Consider the following 18,797-nt stretch of genomic DNA (forward strand, 5'->3'; position numbering starts at 1 on the left):
CGTAACCTGGTCGGACCGCCACTGACAGCGCGCGCCGGGGCCGGCGTGCGCACCCCGCACACCCCGCCGCGAACGATCCAGGGAGGCGGCGAGTGACCGATCCCTTCGGCTTCCTCAAGATCCCCCGCGAGCCCGTCCCGGCCCGGCCCGTCGAGGAACGGCTCGGCGACTGGCAGGAGGTCCACGCCGGGCAGGCCCTGCTCCCGCTCGTCTCCCGGCAGGCCGACCGCTGCATGGACTGCGGGATCCCCTTCTGCCACACCGGCTGCCCCCTCGGCAACCTCATACCCGAGTGGAACGCCTACGCCGCCCACGCCGACTGGCGCGCGGCGTACGAGCGGCTCCATGCGACCAACAACTTCCCGGAGGCCACCGGAAGGCTCTGCCCAGCCCCCTGTGAGGATGCCTGCGTCCTCACGATCAACGCGGAGCCGGTGACCATCAAGAACGTCGAGCAGGCCATCGTGGACGAAGGCCTGCGCCGAGGCTGGATGCGGCCCTGTCCCCCGGAGCGGCACAGCGGCAGGGCCGTGGCCGTCATAGGCTCCGGACCGGCCGGACTCGCCGCCGCCCAGCAGCTGACCCGCGCCGGGCACGCGGTCACGGTCCACGAGCGGGCCGACCGGATCGGCGGCCTGCTGCGCTACGGCATTCCCGAGTTCAAGATGGAGAAGGCGCACCTGGACCGGCGCATCGAGCAGATGCGCGCCGAGGGGACGGTGTTCGTCACGGGCCACGACGTCGGAGGCACGAGCGGCCCCGCGGCCGCCACCGGTGCGGCGGCCGAAACCGATGCCGCCGCGCTGCGTGGCGCGTGCGACGCCCTCGTCGTCGCCACCGGGGCCGGGGAGCGCAGGGAACTGCCGGTCCCGGGCCGTGAGCTGCACGGCATCCACCAGGCCATGGAGTACCTGACCTGTGCGAACCGGGTGCGGGAGGGCGACTGGGCCGAGTCGCCCATCACCGCCGAGGGCCGGCACGTGGTCATCGTCGGAGGCGGCGACACCGGATCCGACTGCATGGGCACGGCTCTGCGTCAGGGCGCGGTCTCGGTGGTCCAGCTCGACATCAACCCGGAGCCCGGACCGGGCCGCACCGACGACGAGCCCTGGCCGGTGTACCCGAGGACGTACCGGATCTCCCACGCCCACGACGAAGCCCGTGGCCGCGAGGGCCGCGACCCCCGGCTGTTCGCCTGCGCCACCCTGCGCTTCGAGGGGGACGCCTCGGGCCGGGTACGCGCCCTCCACCTGACCGCCGTCGAACCGGTGGGCCGCCGCCCGCTGGCGGGCACGGAGCGGGTCATTCCGGCCGGGCTGGTCCTCCTTGCCCTCGGCTTCTCCGGCCCCGAGCGGGCGGGCGGCCTGTGCGAGCAGCTGGGTCTGCAGTACGACGAGCGCGGCAACTACGCACGGGACGCCGGCTTCGCCGCCCGCGGTGGGCGGGCACCCGGGGTGTTCGTCGCCGGCGACGCGGGCCGCGGCCAGTCGCTCGTGGTGTGGGCCATCGCCGAGGGCCGGGCGGCGGCCGCGGCAGTGGACCGCTACCTCACGGGCTCCACGTGCCTGCCGGCCCCGGTCGCGGCCCACGACCGGCCGATGACCGCCCTGGGGCGGATGCGCTACGGGGACCGCTGACAACGGCACGCTCCGGCCGGCCCGAGGGGCCGGCCGGAGCGCGGGTCACTGACGGCGGGGCTGCTGCTCAGCCCGCGGCCAGGAGCGTGAGGGTGTCGATCACGCGGTTCGAGAAGCCCCACTCGTTGTCGTACCAGGCGACGACCTTGACGTGGCGGCCGTCGACCCGGGTGAGCTCCGAGTCGAAGATCGACGACGCGGGGTTGCCCGTGATGTCGGAGGACACCAGCGGGTCGTCGGAGTACTCCAGGACACCGGCCAGGGGCCCCGCGGCGGCGGCGCGGTAGGCCTCCAGGATCTCCTCGCGGGTCACCTCGCGGGACACGGTCGTGTTGAGCTCCACGATGGAGCCGACCGGGACCGGCACGCGGATCGAGTCGCCCGACAGCTTGCCGTCGAGCTGCGGCAGTACCAGGCCGATCGCCTTCGCGGCGCCCGTCGAGGTCGGGACGATGTTGACGCCGGCGGCGCGGGCACGGCGGGGGTCGCGGTGCGGACCGTCCTGCAGGTTCTGCTCCTGCGTGTAGGCGTGCACCGTCGTCATGAAGCCGTGCTCGATGCCCGCGAGCTCGTCGAGGACCGCGGCCAGCGGGGCCAGCGCGTTGGTGGTGCACGACGCGTTCGAGACGATGGTGTGCACGGCCGGGTCGTAGGCGTCGGTGTTGACGCCGTACGCCAGCGTGACGTCGGCGCCGTCCGAGGGCGCGCTGACGAGGACCTTCTTCGCTCCTGCCGCCAGGTGGGCGCGGGCGGCGTCGGCCGAGGTGAAGCGGCCGGTGGCCTCCAGCACGATGTCGATGCCCAGCTCGGCCCACGGCAGCTGCTTCGGCTCGCGCTCGGCCAGCACCGTGATGCGGCGGCCGTCGACGACCAGGGTGTTCCCGTCGACGCTCACCGGGCGGCCGAGGCGGCCGGAGGTGCTGTCGTACGCCAGCAGCCGCGCGAGGGCCTTCGGCTCGGTGAGGTCGTTGACGGCGACGACCTCGAGGTCGCTGTCGCGTTCGAGCAGCGCGCGCAGCACGTTGCGTCCGATGCGGCCGAATCCGTTGATGGCGATGCGAGTCATGAGCGAGTCCCTTTCGTTCGCCATCAGGTTCGCCGCCCGCGCCCACCCACGACAGCGGCGTGATCGCCACTGTTCAAAAGGATCTCGCCAACGGGGGTGGCGGGATCCTCACGGCCCCTGCGCGCCTCCCACCGGCCTATTCGCCCTTCGTGAAGGTGCGCCGGTACTCGGTCGGGGTGGTGCCCAGGATCCGCTGGAAGTGCAGCCGCAGGTTCGCCCCCGTGCCCAGGCCCACGTCATCGGCGATCTGCTCGACGCCGCGCTGGGAGCGTTCGAGCAGCTCACGCGCCACGTCGACGCGGGCGCGCATGACCCACTGCATCGGCGTGTACCCGGTGTCCTCCGCGAACCGCCGCGAGAACGTACGGGGCGACACCCCGGCGTGCCGGGCCAGCGACTCCAGGGTCAGGGGCTCCCCGAGCCGGATCAGCGCCCACTCCCGCGTGGCGGCGAACCGCTCGCCGAGCGGCTCGGGCACGCTGCGCGGAACGTACTGGGCCTGGCCGCCGCTGCGGTACGGGGCGGCGACCAGGCGGCGTGCCGCGTGGTTGGACGCCGCCACCCCGAGGTCGCCGCGCAGGATGTGCAGGCACAGGTCGATGCCGGAGGCGGCGCCGGCCGAGGTGAGGACGCTGCCCTCGTCGACGAACAGGACGTTCTCGTCGACCCGGACCAGCGGGTGCTTGGCCGCGAGGGCCCGGGCGTAGTGCCAGTGCGTCGTGGCGCGCTTGCCGTCGAGCAGGCCCGTCGCGGCGAGCGCGAACGCACCCGTCGAGATGGCGGCGAGCCGCGCCCCGCGCTCGTGGGCGGCGACCAGCGCGTCGAGGACCGGCCGGGGTGGGTCCTCACGGTCCGGGAAGCGGTAGCCGGGGACGAAGACGACGTCGGCCCACGCCAGCGCGTCGAGCCCGTGCGTCACGTGGTAGGACAGGCCGTCGCCGCCGGCCACCAGCCCGGGCGCCGCACCGCACACCCGCACCTCGTACGGCATGCTCGCACGGGTCGTGAAGACCTGCGCCGGAATGCCGACGTCGAGCGGCTTCGCACCTTCGAGGACGAGGACGGCGACGCGGTGGAGACGAGAGGCTTGCACGGGGTCGAGCCTACGCGGCGGGCGGCGGCGGGGGTCCCGCCGGGACGGCCGGTCCCGCGCGGCCTGCGGGCCGCCCTGGTGGCGGGCGAGGTCCCGGTCGGCCCGTACGGTGTCGGGGTCCGGACCGCCGGGACGGCGGGGTGCCGCTACCGCGCCATCTCGTAGGCGCCGGAGAGGGCCTCGACGCGGGCCCAGACGCGGGCCGCGCGGGCCTCGTCGACGACCGGGCGGCGGACGGCGGCGAGGGCCCAGGCCTGCTGCTCCGGCGTGCTGGAGTCCTTGCCGTGCAGTTCGACGGCGTGCTGGGAGAAGTCCCGCACGAGCACCGAGAACAGCTCGTCGAGCACGGACTCGTCCAGGTTCGTGAGGCGGGCCTGCTCCAGGATCAGCTGTCCGTGCACGACCAGGGCGAACAGCTGCCCCACCGCGAGGAGGAAGTCGAGGTCGCGGCCCTGGGCCTCGTCGGGCGCGATGGTGGCGGCGAACTCGGCCAGCGCGTCGGCCTGTTCGCGGAAGCGGGCGACGTTCGGCACGGCGGCGTAGGCGTCGTACGCCGGGCGCCAGTCGTGGAAGCGTACGGAGCCCAGACCGCGGGCCGGGCCCTGCCGGAACAGGAAGTCGTCGTCGGCCGCGTCCCGGCGCGTGGGGACGGGCGCGTACTCGGCAGGCTCCAGCAGGTGGTTGCGCATGAACTTGAGGATCAGCGCGAGGTTGACATGGACCGTCCCCTCCAGCTTCGGCAGCCCGCGGATCTCGACGGCCGCCTGGGCGAAGTAGTTGTCCTTCTCGAAGCCCTTGGCGGCGATGACGTCCCACATCAGGTCGATGACCTTCTCGCCCTCCGTCGTGACCTTCATCTTGGTCATCGGGTTGAAGAGCAGGTATCGGCGGTCGTCGGGGCCGGCGGAGCGGAAGTAGTCGACGGCGCGGTCGCTGAACAGCTTCATCCCGACGAGGCGGACGTAGGCGTCGGCCAGCTCCCGGCGCACGTGCGGGAAGGCGGTGACGGGCCGGCCGTACAGAATCCGGTTGTGCGCGTGTGTGACGGCCTCGTACATCGCGTGCTCGCAGATGCCGATCGAGGCGGTGCAGAGATTGAACTTGCCGACGTTGACGGTGTTGAGCGCCGCGTCGAAGGCGGCGCGCCCGGTGTGCAGGACGTCCTCGGCCGCCACCGGGTAGTCCTCCAGGCGGAACTCGCTGACGTACTTGGAGGAGTCGACGACGTTCTTCACGAGCCGGTACGCCGGGTGGCGGCTGTCGGCGGCGAAGAAGACGTACCCGTCGGGCCCCTCGACGTCGGTGCGGCGGCCGAAGACCGAGACGAGCCCGGCGGCGTTGCCGTTGCCGATGTAGTACTTGGAGCCGGTGGCGCGGAAGCCGCCGGCGCCGTCGGGCTCCAGCAGCATGTCGGTGGAGTAGATGTCGGCGCCGTGGGTCTTCTCGGACAGGCCGAAGGCGAACACCTCGCCCTCCGACAGCAGTCGCGCCGCACGCTCGCGGGCGGCGGCGTTGCCGCTCTGCCACACCGGGCCGAGGCCGAGGATGGTGACCTGCCAGGCGTACCAGTAGTCGAGGCCGTAGAAGCCGAAGATCTCGTTCAGGGCCGCGATCCGTGCGGTGTCCCAGCGCTTGTCCGGCTCCGCCTCACCGGCGGCGGAGGCGGGGGTCAGGAAGGTCTCGAAGAGACCTTCCTTGGCGGAGAACGCGAGGAAGTCGGCCAGCCAGGCACGCGTGCGGTAGTCCTCGATGATCCGCTGCTTGCCACGGGCCTCGAACCAGTCGACGGTGGCGCGCAGCAGCCTGCGCGTCTCCGGGTCGAAGTGGGCGGGGTCGTAGGTGTGCGGGTGGAACAGCAGGGGGTCGGACACGGCGGATCACCTTCCGAGGGGTCGGGGTCGAAGTCCGCGCGGGTGCGCGGAGGGAGGAGGAGGGGAGCGGAGGGGGCGCCGGACCGTACGGCGGGCCCGGGACGGCCGTACGCTCAGGCGGTCGCGGGCGGCGGTGCCGGCCGGCTGAGCCGGTGGAGGGTGCTCAGGACGTCGTCGAGCCAGGCGATCGTCATCCGCTCCTGCGCGATCCCCCCGCGCAGTACGACGTGCTGGAGTTCCTGACCGGGGTCGAGCGGTGCGGGGGCGTCGGGGCCGGTGAAGTCGCGCAGTTCGCCGGCGAGGTAGCGGGCGAGACGGTCCCGGTGGGCCTGCTGGTGCCGTTCGACCTCGTGGATGAGGGCGGCCGGGTCGTCGAAGGCCGCTCCGCGGATCTTCACGGCGAGATCGTGCCGCAGGCTCTCCGGTTCGATTGGCTCGTGCAGCCACCGCGCGAGCGCGGTCCGGCCGGGGGCCGCGGCCGAATACTCCTTCTTGTCGGGACGGCCTTGCTGCGGGACCGTACGGACGGCCAGCATCCCGTCGTTCTCCATGCGCTTGAGCACGCGGTAGATCTGCTGGTGCGTCGCGGTCCAGAAGTAACCGATCGACCGTTCGAACCTGCGGGCCAGCTCATAGCCGGAACCCGGCTTCTCCAGCAGGGAGACGAGGATCGCGTGTTCGAGCGCCATGCTTCGATCCTGCTATGCAATTTGTTGCATAGACAAGCGGTGGTCCACAGGTGAGACGCGGCTCACCCCCGCGGGCGTCGGGGGAGTGGCCCGCAGGGGCCCGAGCGGCCGCGAGCCCCGAGCGCGCGGGGTCGCGCGTTCGGGGCTTCGTAAGGAGCCGCCTGCCCGAGGGGGCGGGATCAGGCGGCGTCGGGGATCCAGGAGCCGTGGATCATAGCCGGGACACGGCGTGGCAGGTGGACGGTGGCCACCGGCGGGAGGGTCAGGTCGGAGGCGTCCAGCACGAGCAGCTGAGAGGCGTTCGCCCTGACGTCGCTGACCACCGTCAGCAGGTACCCGGCGTCCTCCTGCGACGGGCTCGCGCCGTCGGCGGGCACGAACACGGCTTCGCTCGGGAGCCGGCCGGCCCCGAACGGCAGCAGTTGTCGGGCGCCGGTGGTGCGGTCGTACTTGACGAGGGTGTGGGCGTCGATCCCCCTGTCGTCGGGGAAGGCCAGGGCGTACTGGTAGCGGTGTTCGATGCCGAGGAAGGCGTCGTTGACGGTCGGGAATTCCACGGTGAGGTCGTCGGTCACGTCCTGCCTGACTGATCCGGCCGCCAGGTCGACGGTCCAGCGGGTGCTACGCGATCCGCAGTTCGGCTCGGCCCCGCGGTCCTCGGCACCGACCCACCAGTTCCAGGAGCGCTGCCAGCCGTCCCGGCCCACGGAGGGGCCCTCGACGACGATCCGCCCGTACGGGTCCTCGTAGGCGTTGGCGAAGTGCATGCCGTAGCCCTGCCCGATCTCGAACCAGCGGATCGCGTGGGCCCGGCCGCCCGAGCCCGCCGTGGTGCGCGGCATGACGCCGATCCGGCAGATCTGCTCGTCGTTCCAGCGGTACGGGATGCCCGAGTGCTCGGCCGGGTCGAAGGTCACCGAGCCTTCGAGGAACACCACGTAGTGCTCGGTGATCGCAAAATCGTGCTTGAGTGCCGCACTCGCGCCCGGGACCTCCTGGCTCTCCAGCACCTTCCCGTCGGCGGAGGCGACGTGGTGGACCAGGTACGGGGGGAAGGGGGAGGAGGCGAAGAAGTGGAGCTCGCCGGTGACCGGATCCTCCTTGGGGTGGGCGGTCATCGCCGAGGTCAGCCTGCCCTCGAAGTCGTAGGCCCCGACGGTTTCCAGATCCGCCGTCAGCTCGAAGGGCAACGCCGCTTCGCTCAGGGCGAGGAGCCGGCCGGCGTGCTCGATGACATGGGTGCCCGCCGTGCTGGCGGTGAGGTCGGGGCCCTTCTCGGTCATGTAGGGGGCGCCGTCGAGGGCGGGGGTGTGGACCCAGCGGTTGCGGTACCACTCGGCGCGGCCGTCCCGCAGGCGGATGCCGTGGACCATGCCGCTGCCCTTGAACCAGTGGGTGGGGGTGACACCGGGCTTGGGGTTGTGGCTGTTGCGGATGAGCCGGCCGGTCAGCTCGGGCGGAATGGCGCCCTCGACGGTGAGGCCGGTGGCGGTGATCTCGTCGGCCACGGGGGTGTAGTGGCCGGTCAGGTAGGGCTTGGCGGGGCTGCTCATAACGATGTCCTGGACCTTTTCGACGATGGCGGCACGAGGGGGCGGGCGGCGGTGCGGGTGTGGGGCTTCGCGGGCGGTCGGCACCGTCCGGTCAGACGCGTCCGGTCCCGGCAGCCGTCTCGGCGCGGGCCTTCAGGGCGGCGAGCCAGGCTTCCAGCGACTGCCGCAGCACCTCTTGCAGCTCCGCGGGCCGTGCCTCCACGGGCTCGCCGCTCCAGGACTCCTCGGTGCGCACCGTCACCGTGTTCTGCGCCGTCTCCTGGAACGTCCAGACGTGGATGCCGTCGATGCCGTGCGCCGGACCGCCCCAGACGATCCGCTCTCCGGGGACGACCTGGTGGACGGTGGAGGTGATGTCCAGGCCGTGGGTGAGCCAGCGGAAGGAGGAGCCGGGGGCGAGCGGACCGGCGTATTCCACGCGGTCGACGCCCTCGTTCCAGTCGGCCCAGGCGGCGACGTCGGTGTGCAGGTCCCAGACGGTGGCGAGCGGGGCGTGCACGGTGGTCTCGAGGCGGACGACGACCGGGGCCTCGGCGTCGACGGCGGTGGGGTGCGTGGTCATGGGGTGCTCCTTCGATGGTGCGATCAGCTGATCAGCTGATCAGCGGGTTCGGTGGGTTCGGTGGGTTCGGTGGGACGGGCGGGGCGCGGCGAACGGTGGGGGAGTGGGGACGGACTCCGGCGCGCGCCGGGTTCCGCGGGCGAGGAGCGGGGTGAGGGTCGCTCCGAGGGCCAGCACGGCGGCCGAGAGGAGGAAGGCGGCGCGGTATCCCTCGGTGAGGGCCGCGGCGTGCGGCAGGCCGGGCGGGGCGGACCCGGTGCGGGCGGCGGCGAGGGTGCCCAGTACGGCGAGGCCCACGGCGCCGCCGATCTGGCGGGTGGTGTTGACCAGGCCGCCGGCCAGTCCCGCATCGGAGGGCTCCACCCCGCTCACGGCCGAGCCGGTGAGCTGGACGAAGGCCACGCCGAGGCCGACCCCGACCAGGAGCACCGGGCCCAGGAGGTGGATGAGGAAGGTGCCGTCGGCCGGGATCCTGGCCAGCCACAGGAATCCGGCGGCCTGGGTCGCCAGCCCCGCGAGCAGGGTCCGGTGCGGGCCGATGCGCCGGGCGAGTACGGGTGCCAGGCCGGACCCGAGCATGTTCGCCGCCGCCAGCGGCAGTTGGGAGAGTCCCGCTTCCAGCGGGCCGACGCCGAGGACCTGCTGCTGGTAGAGGGGGAGGAAGAAGAACAAGCCCACCCAGACCGCGCCGAGCAGCGCCATGACGAGGTTGGCCGGAGCCACGGCTCCCCGGGTCAGGAGTCCGGGCGGCAGGAGGGGCGCCGGGTGGCGGCGTTCGACCAGCGCGAAGAGGGCGAGCAGGGCCGCCGCCGCACCGAGGGTGCCGAGTACCAGAGGGTCGGTCCAGCCGGCGCGGCCCGCGGCGGTGAGCCCGTACACGAGCGAGACCAGGCCGGCCGTGGCGGTGAGGGACCCGGCCAGGTCGAGCCGCGGACGGGGCCCGCCTGCCTCCTTCGGGTCGGCGGGGACGAGGCGCAGGGTCGCTGCCAGGACCGCCGCCGCGCCGATGCCGGAGGCGTGGAACACCCAGGGCCAGCCGGGGCCTTGGGTGAGGACTCCGCCGAGCAGGACTCCGGCCGCTCCGCCCGCACCGGACACGGCACCCCAGACACCGAGGGCCTTGGCGCGGGCCGGCCCAGGCGGATGGAGCCGCATGGTCAGCGAGAGCGCAGCGGGGGCGATCGCAGCCGCACCGGCGCCCTGGGCCGTACGGGCGGCGATGAGCATCCAGGGGGTGCTCGCCAGCCCGGCGGCGACGGCCGCCGCGGAGAAGAGCGCGAGGCCGGCCGCCAGCACGCGGCGCCGCCCCAGGAGGTCGGCCGCTCGGCCGCCGAGCAGGAGCAGGGCCCCGAAGGCCAGGCCGTAGGCGTTGACGACCCATGACAGGCCTGTGTCCGACAGACCGATCCCGTCGCGCACGGCAGGGAGGGCGACGTTGACGATGGAGGTGCTGAGGGTGACGGCGAACTGGGCCGCGGCCAGCGTCGCGAGGGTGGTCCCGGTGGTCCCGGTGGTCCCGGTGGTCCCGGTGGTCCCGGTGGTCCCGGTGGTCCCGGTGGTCTTTTGGTCGGACGGTGGGGCGTGCATGCGCGATCTCCTGTGTGTGGTTAACCACTCACTGTTTGGTTCGAAAGCGGGGCGGACCACATGGTCCGCCCGGCGGTCGTCGCCTGTCAGTAGTGCCGGATGCCGGCCGAGAGCGTCCGGGACCAGGGTGCGTCCACCTCGTGCGCATCCAGCGATACGAGGAGGTGGCAGAGCATCCCCGTCGCGAAGAACTGCTGGACGTCCGCCTCTGTCGCGCCCGACGCGCCCCGCACGTACTCGACCATGCGGGCGTACCCGGCCCGCACGGCCCCGCGTACGGCGACCTCGGACACGGCCGCCGCTTGGGCGTGGGTCAGGACGAGCAGCAGGTCCTTGTCGGCGATCAGGTGGGCGTACGTGTCGCCCATGGTGTGCAGGACCGCCTCGGGGCTGCTGCCCCGGGCCTGCGCGGCGCCCTCTTCGAGGCTGGTCCGCACCCGGGTGAAGCAGTGCTCGACGACCGCGGTGAAGAGCGCCTCCTTGTTCGGGAACAGCCGGTAGACGTAGGCCTGGGAGATTCCGGCGGCCTTGGCCACTTCGGTCGTCGTCGTGCCGAAGTAACCGCGGGCCGCGAAGGCTCCGACCGCCGTCCGCAGGACGGTCTCGCGGCGCTCCTCGGCCGAGGAGAGCTGGCGTCGTCGTTCCGTGTTCATGTGTGTAATAAACCACTCACACTTTTGGCTGTCAATGCCCGGCGTCATCCGGCCGGTGGTTCCCGACCCCCGCCCGGCGGCGCACCCGGGCGTGGAAGCGGTCTGCGGCAGGGCTCTGTCAAGTCCCGAATGGTCGCGACATGACGCGGCCGGGCATCGGGGGGCTTACTCAAGGCACGGTTCACGCCCGCTGCGTGACCCCATCGGTGCCACCGGTTGCGGTGTTCCCCTCCGGGATGTGGAGGAGTCGACGGCCAGAAGGAGCGAGCGCATGAAAGCCACCAACGGTTTCCGCGGGCCCCGTGTCAGGGGGCGAAGGTCATGAGTTCCCTGTCCTCCTCCGGGCACCCCTCGGGGCCGCCGCCCGGTCCGCTCTCGGGCAGGGGGCCGCGACCCCAGGCACCGCCGGCGTCCGAGGCGCCGCCACCAGTGCCCCCGCCGCCGCCCCCCTCCCACCCGTCCGCGCCGACCTTGCCACCCGCCGACGGAGCGGGGCGGCCGGAACACCGCTGGCGGTCCCGCAGGGCGGCGGTCAGTGCGAGCATGGCGGCGGTGGTGGTCTCGGCGGTCGTCCTCGGCTTCACCGTGCTCGGCGGCAACACCGCCGCCGGCGGCGAAGTGTTCCTGGAGGCCGCCTCGGCCGCCGGGCCCGATCCGTTCACACCCTCGACGGCCACCGAGACGAACCGGGCCGCCGTGCCGGCCGCGCATACCGGCGCGCCGCGGGGCGATACGGGCGGCGGGCGCACCCTGGAGGTCGACGGCGGTCACCCCGGTCTCTACGGGGGCACCCGGAACGTCGCGAGCTGTGACGTGGAGAAGCAGATCACGTTCCTCACGGAGCACGCGGAGAAGGGGAACGCCTTCGCCGCCGCGCTCGGCGTCCGCCGGGCCGGGATCCCCGCATACTTGCGGTCGCTCACACCGGTCCGGCTGGGCTGGGACACCCGGGTCACCAACCACGGGTACCGCAACAGCGCGCCGACCGGCTACCAGGCGATCCTGCAGGCCGGTACGTCCGTACTGGTCGACGGGCGCGGTGTGCCGCGGGTCCGGTGCGCGTGCGGCAACCCCTTGACGCCACCGGTTGCGGTCCCGGGGAAGGCCAGGCTCAGCGGTGGGGAGTGGTCCTCGTTCCGGTCCGCCGAACTGGTCGCGGTCAAGCCTGCCGCGAAACCGGTGAAGGCCGTCACGGTCTTCGATCAGGACCGCAAGGCGTGGTTCGAGCGCCCGAGCGGCCTCGTGCGGGCACGGTCCGACCGCGAGGTCGAGCCGCCGCCGGGCCGCCCGTCCGGCTCGCCGTACCCGGCTCTGCCACCGGCCCGCCAGGGATCGGTTCGGACCGGACACGACGCGCAGACGCGGCAGCGGAATCCCGAAGTGCCGGACCCGGCGCCGGGTGTCGCACCGGGTCGCAAGCCGGACCCGGCTCAGGACCCGGGCCGCGAGGGGCACGGGGAGCAGGGCACGACCGAGGCGCCGGACACGCCTGCGAAGCCACGGGGCGCGGACCGGACACCGCGGAAGGACCCGGCGCAGGAGCCGGGCAGAGGCCAGGACCACGCCCCCGGCGCGCCGGAGCAGAAGTCAAGGGCGAAGCACCCGGAGCGCGAGCCCGGTGGAAAGCCGGACGAGGGCGGCCCCGGCCGGGAGACCGGTGAGGGCTCGGGCCGGGAGGCCGGCCAGGGCGGAGGCGGAAAGGACGGCCGTGGGCACGACAAGAGTACGGGCCAGACACCGGGCCAGAGCTCTGGCCAGGAGCCGGGCAGGGCGCCGGGTCAGCAGACGCGCGAAGGGTCCGGCCGGGGCGACGGCGACGGCAAGGAGCCAGGACGGCAGACGGATGGGGGTCCACGCGCCGACACGGGCCAGGCTCCCGGGCGGGAATCCGGCTCTGGCACCGGCGAGGTACCGGGCCAGGGTGCGGGCCGGCGCGACGACCAAGGCGGGGTCGAAGGGTCCGGCCGCGGCACGGGAACCGGCAAGGCGCCCCAGCAGGACGCGGGCGGCGGCCCCGGCGACGGCACGGGCCAGGCACCGGTCCAGGGCTCGGGGGAGGAGACGAGCACGGGATCCGGCCAAAGCTCCGGCCAAAGCTCCGGCCAGGGCTCTGGGACCGGCAAGGCGACGGGCAAGGGCGCCGGCAGCGGTGACGGTCCGGTCCGGTCGGGTCACGAGGGGGCGGGGCGCGGGCCGGGGCGCGGGCCGGGGCAGGAGTCCGGCCGTCAGACGGGGGACGAGGGGGTCCGGCCAGGGCAGTCGGGCCGGACCGACGGCTCGGGGAGCCGGGAGGAGCGGCCGCTGCTCAGGTAGCGCACCCGACATGGCAGCCGGTGCCGCACGGCGCACGGTGGTCCGCGCAGGGGCGACAGGGTTCACTGCACGCACTCCGAAGGGAGAGAGACATGACGGTTTGAGTGTCTTGCCAATCCTTCACCCCGTTCATCACGAATAGGTGGTGACGCTCCAGACGGTGAAGGAGCAGGTGAAACCGCATGCTTGACGAACCCTACGAAAGGCAGGAGGTGAACCCGATGACCGCCTCACCACACAAGAAGCGCCTGGTCGTCGGAGTCGTGTCCGCAGGGCTGCTGGCCGGTGGCCCGCTGCTGGGCCTGTCCGGTACGGCGAGCGCCGCCACGGCGGCGCCGGCCACGCCGAACCCCACGCTCACCAGCGACCGGGACCGCGACCGCGGTCACGACCGGGACGACCGGCACCACCGTCGCCACCACGACCGGTGCACGTGGGTCGAGGGCCACTGGGTCACCGGCACGTGGGTCAAGGGCCACTGGGACGGCACGTGGCACGCCGGCACCCGGCACCACGGCTACCGCGACCACCACGGCACATGGCACGACGGCTGGTGGAGCAAGGGCCAAGGGAAGGATCACCGGGCGCCCGGACACCCGGTGAACCACTGGGTTCCCGGACACTGGAGCTGCCACGACACGTGGTAGCGCCTGCCCGGGCAGTACGACGGCTGCGGCCCCTGGACATCAGGGGCCGCGGCCGACCCGCTCATCTGATCCGTTTGGCAAATTTCCGGCCATCCGTACGCGCGTCCGCTACGAAGAAACCTCGGACACACCACAGGCACCGCGCCGAACCCGAGAGCACGACCCAGGACCAGGACGAGGACAAGGACCACCATGCGACGGACACCCCGACCCCGGCCGGCCGGCACCGGCTGCCCCAGCCCCAGCCCCCTGTCGCCGCAGCCGGGGTCCGACCAGTGAACCAACCCCTCCCGTTCGGGCCGGGTCGTACCGGCCGGGCGAGTCACGCCGGCCGCAGCGACCTCGCCGAGGTCATGGACAAGGTCGCCCACGGAGACAAACAGGCCTTCTCCACCCTCTACGACGCACTCGCGCCCATGGTCTTCGGGATCGTCGTCCGGGTCGTACGCGACCGGCACCAGGCGGAGGAGGTCGCGCAGGAGGTCATGATCGACCTGTGGCGGCAGGCCGCCCGCTACCGGCCCGAGTCCGGCGCCGTCACCACGTGGGCGGGGACGATCGCCCACCGGCGGGCGGTGGACCGGGTCCGCTCCGCCCAGGCGTCCTCCGACCGGGAACACGCCCAGGCCGCCCGCGAGCACCAGACGGCCTTCGACGAGGTCTCCGAGCAGGTCGAGACCCGCCTGGAGAGCGAACAGGTACGCCGCTGCCTGCGCGGCCTGACCGAACTACAGCGCCAGGCCGTGACCCTGGCCTACTACCGCGGCCTGACCTACCGTGAGGTCGCAGAAGCCCTGCGCACACCGCTTCCGACCATCAAGACACGCATGCGCGACGGACTGATCCGGCTCCGCGACTGCATGGGGGTGACCACATGAAACAACACCACTCCGACGTACACGCCCTCGCCGCCGCCTACGCCCTCAACGCCCTGGACCCCGCCGAGCGCCGGGCGTTCGGCGACCACCTGCCGCACTGCCCGACGTGCCGCGAGCAGGTGGCCGAGTTCGAGGCCACCGCCGCGCGCCTGGCCGACTCCGCCGCGCAGAGCCCGCCCCCGGGGATGAAGCAGCACGTCCTGGCCGCCGTCGACGGCGTCCGCCAACTGCCGCCGCGGGTCACCGACAGCGCGCCGACCGCCGGCTTCGGCAGTGTGCTGCGACGCCGGGCCGTCCCCCTCGCCCTCGCCGCCAGCGTGGCCGCGGCCGCCTCGTTCGCCGGTCTGGCAGCCTGGCAGAACCAGCAGAGCGACCAGTACCGGCAGCGTGCGATCCAGGCCCAGCAGCGGCTCGACGACGTCAGCGCCGTCCTGGCGGCACCCGACGCACGTGCGGTCCACGGCCGGGCGAGCAACGGAGCGACCACCACGGTCGTCGCCTCCGAGCGGCAGAACAGGGCCGCCTTCACCGCCGCCGGACTGCCCGCGCCCGCACCCGGCAGGACCTACCAGCTCTGGCTCGACCACGACGGCACCATGCGCCCGGCCGGGTTCATCCACCAGGACGGCACCGTCCTCATCGACGGGGACACTGCCGGCGCAGGCGCCGTCGGCCTCACCCTCGAACCCGCCGGAGGCTCCCCCAGCCCCACCACCGCCCCCCTCCTCCTCATGGCCCTGCCCACCTGACGCCGGACCGCCCCCGCCCCGTACGCATCAGGAATCATCCGCCACCAATCCGCCCGCCCGCCCGCTGCGAAGTACGGGTGAGCGACCGCACCCAGCGGCGCGTCGAGTGACGGGAGTGCTGAGGTGGAACACCGGAAAGCGGCGGTGGTCGGCGCCGGGGTCGCGGGCCTGACGGCAGCCCACATCCTCGCGCGCTCGTACGAGGTCACCCTCTACGAGGCCGACGGCCGCCTCGGCGGCCACGCCCACACCCATGAACTGCCCGGCCCCGACGGGCGGCTCATGGGTGTGGACTCGGGGTTCATCGTCCACAACGAGCGGACCTACCCCACCCTGCTGAGGCTCTTCCGCGAGCTGGGGATCACCACCCAGGACGCCGAGATGAGCATGTCGGTCCGCTGCGACGGCTGCGGACTGGAGTACGCGGGCGCCCGCGGCCCGTCCGGCCTCTTCACCGGCCGGCCCGCACTGCGCGGCCGCTACCTGGCCCTGCTCGCGCAGGTTCCGGTCTTCCACCGCAGGGCCCGGCGGCTGCTCGCCGATCCGCCCTCCCACCACGTCACCTTCGGCGACTTCCTGCGCGCGGGCCGGTTCTCCCCCTACTTCGTCAGCCACTTCGCCCTCCCGCTCGTCTCCGCGGTGTGGTCGTGTCCCGCGAGTACTGCGCTGTCCTACCCGGCCGCCCACCTCTTCACCTTCCTCCACCACCACGGCCTCCTGTCGGTGACGGGCTCCCCCCAGTGGAAGACCGTCACCGGCGGCTCCGCCGCCTACGTGCAGGCCGCGGCCAAGAGCGTGCACCGGGTCCGTACCGACAGCCCCGTGCAAGCCGTCCACCGGGCGGGACGCGGCTCCGGCGCCTGGATAACCACCGAGAACGGAGCCACCGACGGCTACGACGCCGTCGTCATCGCCACCCACCCCGACCAGGCCCTCCGCCTGCTCGCCGACCCCACCGAGGACGAACGAAGGCTCCTGGGCGCCTTCACCTACGAGCCCAACCCCACCGTCTTGCACACCGACACCGGGATCCTGCCCCGCTCACCCCGCGCCCGGGCCTGCTGGAACTACCACATGCCGGCCTGCGCCCCCTCCACCGAGGCCGTCCGCGTCAGCTACGACATGCGGCGCCTGCAGAAGCTCCCCGACGGCGCCGACTACGTGGTGACCCTGGGCGCCGACGACCGTGTGGACGCGGACCGGGTCGTGCGCCGCATGCTCTACGAGCACCCGGTCTACACCCCCGCCTCGGTCGCCGCGCAGAAGGAACTGCCGCGCCTGAACACCGGCGTGACCGCCTACGCCGGAGCATGGCACGGCTGGGGCTTCCACGAGGACGGCTGCCGCTCCGGCGCGGCCGCCGCGCGCTCCCTGGGAGTGCGCTGGTGACCGGGGAGGCGGCCCCCGCCGCCGCGCTGTACGAGTGCCTGGTCGTCCACGCCCGCACCGCGCCGCTGCGCCACGACCTCCGGCACCGCACCTACCTGTGGTGCGTGGACCTCGACCGGCTGCCGGTCCTGCCCCGCCCGCTGCGTCCCCTGGCCCGGTTCGACCCGCGCGACCACTTCGCGGGCCGCGCCCCCACGATCCGCGCCGGTCTGGAGGAGTTCCTCGCCTCGCGCGACATAGACCTCGCGGGCGGGCGCGTGCTGATGCTCGCCCACGCGCGGGTCCTCGGGTTCGTCTTCAACCCCCTCAGCGTCTACTGGTGCCACGACCGGTCCGGAAACCTGGTGTGCGTGGTGGCGGAGGTCCACAACACCTACGGACAGCGGCACTGCTACCTCCTCCATCCGGACGCCGGCGGCCGGGCCAGGGCCGAGAAGCGGTTCTACGTCTCGCCGTTCTTCCCGATCGAGGGCCACTACCGGATGCGCCTGCCGTGCCCCGGGGAACGCCTCGACCTGACGGTGCACCTCCACACCGAGACCGGCCGCCCGTTCACCGCCACCGTACGGGGCCGTGCCCGCCCCGCCACGCCCCGCGCCCTCCTGCGGGCCGCCGCCCGCAGGCCCTGGTCCACCGCCGCCGTCTGGGCCGGGATCCGCTTCCACGGGATCCGCCTGCTCCTGCGCGGCCTGCCCCTACAACCCCGCCCCCGGCACATACCGCAGAAGGGAATGGTCCCGTGACCCGCCCGGCCATCACGCCCGACCACCAGGCACCACCGTCCGGCCGTCCGCCGCTGATGCCGGAGCAGCGGCGCATGCCCGGCCGCACCCCCGCTGCCGGCCGGGGCGCGGACCCCGCACGCTGGCCGGACGTGGCACGGCCGCCGGCCGCCGGTCCGGCCCGGACCGCCGTCGCCGCACACCTGGTCGGCCGGGCTCTCAAGCGGCTCCCCCTGGAGGTACGCGACGGCACCGGAACCGACGCCGCTACCGGCCCCCGGCCGGACATCACCCTCCACGACCCGGACGCCTTCTTCCAGCGCATCGGGCACGCCGGCCTGATCGGCTTCGGGGAGTCGTACATGGCCGGCGAATGGGACAGCGACGACCTGCCCGGCCTGCTGACCGTCCTCGCCACCCACGTCGACGAATTGGTCCCGGCCCCGCTGCGCGGCCTCCGCCCGCTGTGGGTGTCCCACCGCCCAGGCCGCGACCGCAACACCCGGCGCGGCGCACGCGAGAACATCCACCGCCACTACGACCTGTCCAACGACCTCTTCGCCGCCTTCCTCGATCCGACCCTCACCTACTCCTCCGCCGTGTTCACCGCTTTCCCCGCGCGCTACGAGGACCTCCCTGCCGCCCAGCACCGCAAGATCGACCGACTCCTGGACCTCGCCCACGTCACGGACGGCACCGAGCTGCTGGAGATCGGCACCGGCTGGGGAGAGCTCGCGCTGCGCGCCGCGGCCCGCGGTGCCCGCGTCACCACCCTCACCCTGTCCGCCGAACAGGCCGCCCTCGCCCGCGCCCGGATCGACGCCGCCGGGCTCGGCGACCGCGTCGAGGTCCGGCTGTGCGACTACCGTGACGTGGAGGGCCGCTACGACGCCGTGGTCAGCGTCGAGATGATCGAAGCGGTCGGCGCCGAGTACTGGCCCTCCTACTTCGCCGCCCTGCGGACCGCGCTCCATCCCGGCGGCCGCGTCGCCCTCCAGGCCATCACCATGGGCCACCGGCAGATGCTGAACACCGCGGCCACCCACACCTGGATCAGCAAGTACGTCTTCCCCGGCGGCCTGATCCCCTCCCGCCGTGCCATCACCGAGCACGCGGCGGCGGCAGGCCTGCGCACCGAGTCCGATATGGGCTTCGCCGAGCACTACGCGCAGACCCTGCGGCTGTGGCGGGAACGGTTCACTGCGAACCAGGCGACCGTCGCCGAACTCGGCTTCGACACCGTCTTCCAGCGGCTGTGGGACTTCTACCTGGCCTACTCGGAAGCCGGCTTCCGCTCCCGCTACCTGGACGTCCGCCAGATCGTCCTGACCGACGGGACCTTCCGGTGAGGGCCGTCGGGCCCGCCGGGGCGTCCGCCGCCGGGGAGG

General features: G+C 73.3%; 17 protein-coding genes. 8 read left to right on the top strand and 9 right to left on the bottom strand.

The genetic code is table 11. The features are described 5' to 3' along the window. Positions 1-92 precede the first annotated feature (92 nt). Positions 93-1,637 carry a glutamate synthase subunit beta gene (locus R4Z63_RS31730; protein WP_384446531.1) on the top strand — a complete coding sequence of 515 codons (1,545 nt, stop codon included), beginning with the start codon at positions 93-95 and terminating at the stop codon, positions 1,635-1,637. Between the two features lie 67 nt (positions 1,638-1,704). Here the strand turns inward: R4Z63_RS31730 and gap are convergent, their stop codons facing one another. The 9 genes from gap to R4Z63_RS31775 all read right to left on the bottom strand — a co-directional run bounded on the left by gap (position 1,705) and on the right by R4Z63_RS31775 (position 11,256). Then, positions 1,705-2,703: a type I glyceraldehyde-3-phosphate dehydrogenase gene (gap, locus tag R4Z63_RS31735; RefSeq protein ID WP_037917477.1), complete on the bottom strand. Its 999-nt coding sequence runs from the start codon at positions 2,701-2,703 to the stop codon at positions 1,705-1,707. Positions 2,704-2,839: 136 nt separating this feature from the next. Beyond that, positions 2,840-3,796, bottom strand: coding sequence for a GlxA family transcriptional regulator (locus R4Z63_RS31740; RefSeq protein WP_037917479.1), 957 nt, complete (start codon positions 3,794-3,796; stop codon positions 2,840-2,842). Between the two features lie 146 nt (positions 3,797-3,942). Further along, positions 3,943-5,667 carry an acyl-CoA dehydrogenase family protein gene (locus tag R4Z63_RS31745; protein ID WP_384446528.1) on the bottom strand — a complete coding sequence of 575 codons (1,725 nt, stop codon included), beginning with the start codon at positions 5,665-5,667 and terminating at the stop codon, positions 3,943-3,945. A gap of 113 nt (positions 5,668-5,780) precedes the next feature. Then, positions 5,781-6,356, bottom strand: a complete 576-nt coding sequence (locus tag R4Z63_RS31750) for a PadR family transcriptional regulator (protein WP_037917485.1) — start codon at positions 6,354-6,356, stop codon at positions 5,781-5,783. Between the two features lie 179 nt (positions 6,357-6,535). Continuing rightward, positions 6,536-7,909 (bottom strand): carotenoid oxygenase family protein, encoded by a 1,374-nt coding sequence (locus tag R4Z63_RS31755; protein WP_491522618.1) that lies wholly within the window; start codon positions 7,907-7,909, stop codon positions 6,536-6,538. A gap of 91 nt (positions 7,910-8,000) precedes the next feature. Then, positions 8,001-8,471 carry an SRPBCC family protein gene (locus R4Z63_RS31760; RefSeq protein ID WP_384446523.1) on the bottom strand — a complete coding sequence of 157 codons (471 nt, stop codon included), beginning with the start codon at positions 8,469-8,471 and terminating at the stop codon, positions 8,001-8,003. A gap of 39 nt (positions 8,472-8,510) precedes the next feature. Next, positions 8,511-10,058 (bottom strand): MFS transporter, encoded by a 1,548-nt coding sequence (locus R4Z63_RS31765; protein ID WP_491522619.1) that lies wholly within the window; start codon positions 10,056-10,058, stop codon positions 8,511-8,513. 86 nt (positions 10,059-10,144) lie between these two features. Beyond that, positions 10,145-10,711 carry a TetR/AcrR family transcriptional regulator gene (locus tag R4Z63_RS31770; protein WP_037917491.1) on the bottom strand — a complete coding sequence of 189 codons (567 nt, stop codon included), beginning with the start codon at positions 10,709-10,711 and terminating at the stop codon, positions 10,145-10,147. 305 nt (positions 10,712-11,016) lie between these two features. Further along, the gene (locus tag R4Z63_RS31775) at positions 11,017-11,256 is read right to left on the bottom strand and encodes a hypothetical protein (protein WP_384446518.1); all 240 of its coding nucleotides are present in this window, start codon (positions 11,254-11,256) and stop codon (positions 11,017-11,019) included. Between R4Z63_RS31775 and R4Z63_RS31780 the strand changes: the two genes are divergently transcribed. The 7 genes from R4Z63_RS31780 to R4Z63_RS31810 all read left to right on the top strand — a co-directional run bounded on the left by R4Z63_RS31780 (position 11,255) and on the right by R4Z63_RS31810 (position 18,758). Then, a complete protein-coding gene (locus R4Z63_RS31780) occupies positions 11,255-13,024 on the top strand; it encodes a DUF6777 domain-containing protein (protein ID WP_384446516.1) in 1,770 nt (589 codons plus the stop codon). The genes R4Z63_RS31775 and R4Z63_RS31780 overlap by 2 nt on opposite strands. A gap of 182 nt (positions 13,025-13,206) precedes the next feature. Continuing rightward, positions 13,207-13,671: a hypothetical protein gene (locus R4Z63_RS31785; RefSeq protein WP_384446514.1), complete on the top strand. Its 465-nt coding sequence runs from the start codon at positions 13,207-13,209 to the stop codon at positions 13,669-13,671. Between the two features lie 275 nt (positions 13,672-13,946). Then, positions 13,947-14,549, top strand: a complete 603-nt coding sequence (gene sigK, locus R4Z63_RS31790) for an ECF RNA polymerase sigma factor SigK (RefSeq protein WP_037917494.1) — start codon at positions 13,947-13,949, stop codon at positions 14,547-14,549. After that, on the top strand, positions 14,546-15,298 hold the full coding sequence (locus R4Z63_RS31795; RefSeq protein ID WP_384446511.1) for an anti-sigma factor: 753 nt from the start codon (positions 14,546-14,548) through the stop codon (positions 15,296-15,298). Before sigK ends, R4Z63_RS31795 begins: the two co-directional genes overlap by 4 nt. A gap of 123 nt (positions 15,299-15,421) precedes the next feature. After that, positions 15,422-16,687 (top strand): NAD(P)/FAD-dependent oxidoreductase, encoded by a 1,266-nt coding sequence (locus tag R4Z63_RS31800; RefSeq protein WP_037917500.1) that lies wholly within the window; start codon positions 15,422-15,424, stop codon positions 16,685-16,687. Continuing rightward, positions 16,681-17,430: a DUF1365 domain-containing protein gene (locus tag R4Z63_RS31805; RefSeq protein ID WP_384446591.1), complete on the top strand. Its 750-nt coding sequence runs from the start codon at positions 16,681-16,683 to the stop codon at positions 17,428-17,430. Before R4Z63_RS31800 ends, R4Z63_RS31805 begins: the two co-directional genes overlap by 7 nt. Then, positions 17,427-18,758 carry a class I SAM-dependent methyltransferase gene (locus R4Z63_RS31810; RefSeq protein WP_384446509.1) on the top strand — a complete coding sequence of 444 codons (1,332 nt, stop codon included), beginning with the start codon at positions 17,427-17,429 and terminating at the stop codon, positions 18,756-18,758. The genes R4Z63_RS31805 and R4Z63_RS31810 overlap by 4 nt, the downstream gene beginning before the upstream one ends. The last annotated feature ends 39 nt before the right edge of the window (positions 18,759-18,797 follow it).

The organism is Streptomyces sp. PL-29, assembly GCF_058344425.1.

Excerpts from the sequence above, each read along its gene's own strand:
- R4Z63_RS31755 (WP_491522618.1), bottom strand. The coding sequence starts at position 7,909 with ATGAGCAGCCCCGCCAAGCCCTACCTGACCGGCCACTACACCCCCGTG.
- R4Z63_RS31795 (WP_384446511.1), top strand. The coding sequence starts at position 14,546 with ATGAAACAACACCACTCCGACGTACACGCCCTCGCCGCCGCCTACGCC.
- R4Z63_RS31775 (WP_384446518.1), bottom strand. The coding sequence starts at position 11,256 with ATGCTCGCACTGACCGCCGCCCTGCGGGACCGCCAGCGGTGTTCCGGC.
- R4Z63_RS31760 (WP_384446523.1), bottom strand. The coding sequence starts at position 8,471 with ATGACCACGCACCCCACCGCCGTCGACGCCGAGGCCCCGGTCGTCGTC.
- R4Z63_RS31750 (WP_037917485.1), bottom strand. The coding sequence starts at position 6,356 with ATGGCGCTCGAACACGCGATCCTCGTCTCCCTGCTGGAGAAGCCGGGT.
- R4Z63_RS31765 (WP_491522619.1), bottom strand. The coding sequence starts at position 10,058 with ATGCACGCCCCACCGTCCGACCAAAAGACCACCGGGACCACCGGGACC.
- R4Z63_RS31785 (WP_384446514.1), top strand. The coding sequence starts at position 13,207 with ATGCTTGACGAACCCTACGAAAGGCAGGAGGTGAACCCGATGACCGCC.
- R4Z63_RS31780 (WP_384446516.1), top strand. The coding sequence starts at position 11,255 with ATGGCGGCGGTGGTGGTCTCGGCGGTCGTCCTCGGCTTCACCGTGCTC.
- R4Z63_RS31770 (WP_037917491.1), bottom strand. The coding sequence starts at position 10,711 with ATGAACACGGAACGACGACGCCAGCTCTCCTCGGCCGAGGAGCGCCGC.
- gap (WP_037917477.1), bottom strand. The coding sequence starts at position 2,703 with ATGACTCGCATCGCCATCAACGGATTCGGCCGCATCGGACGCAACGTG.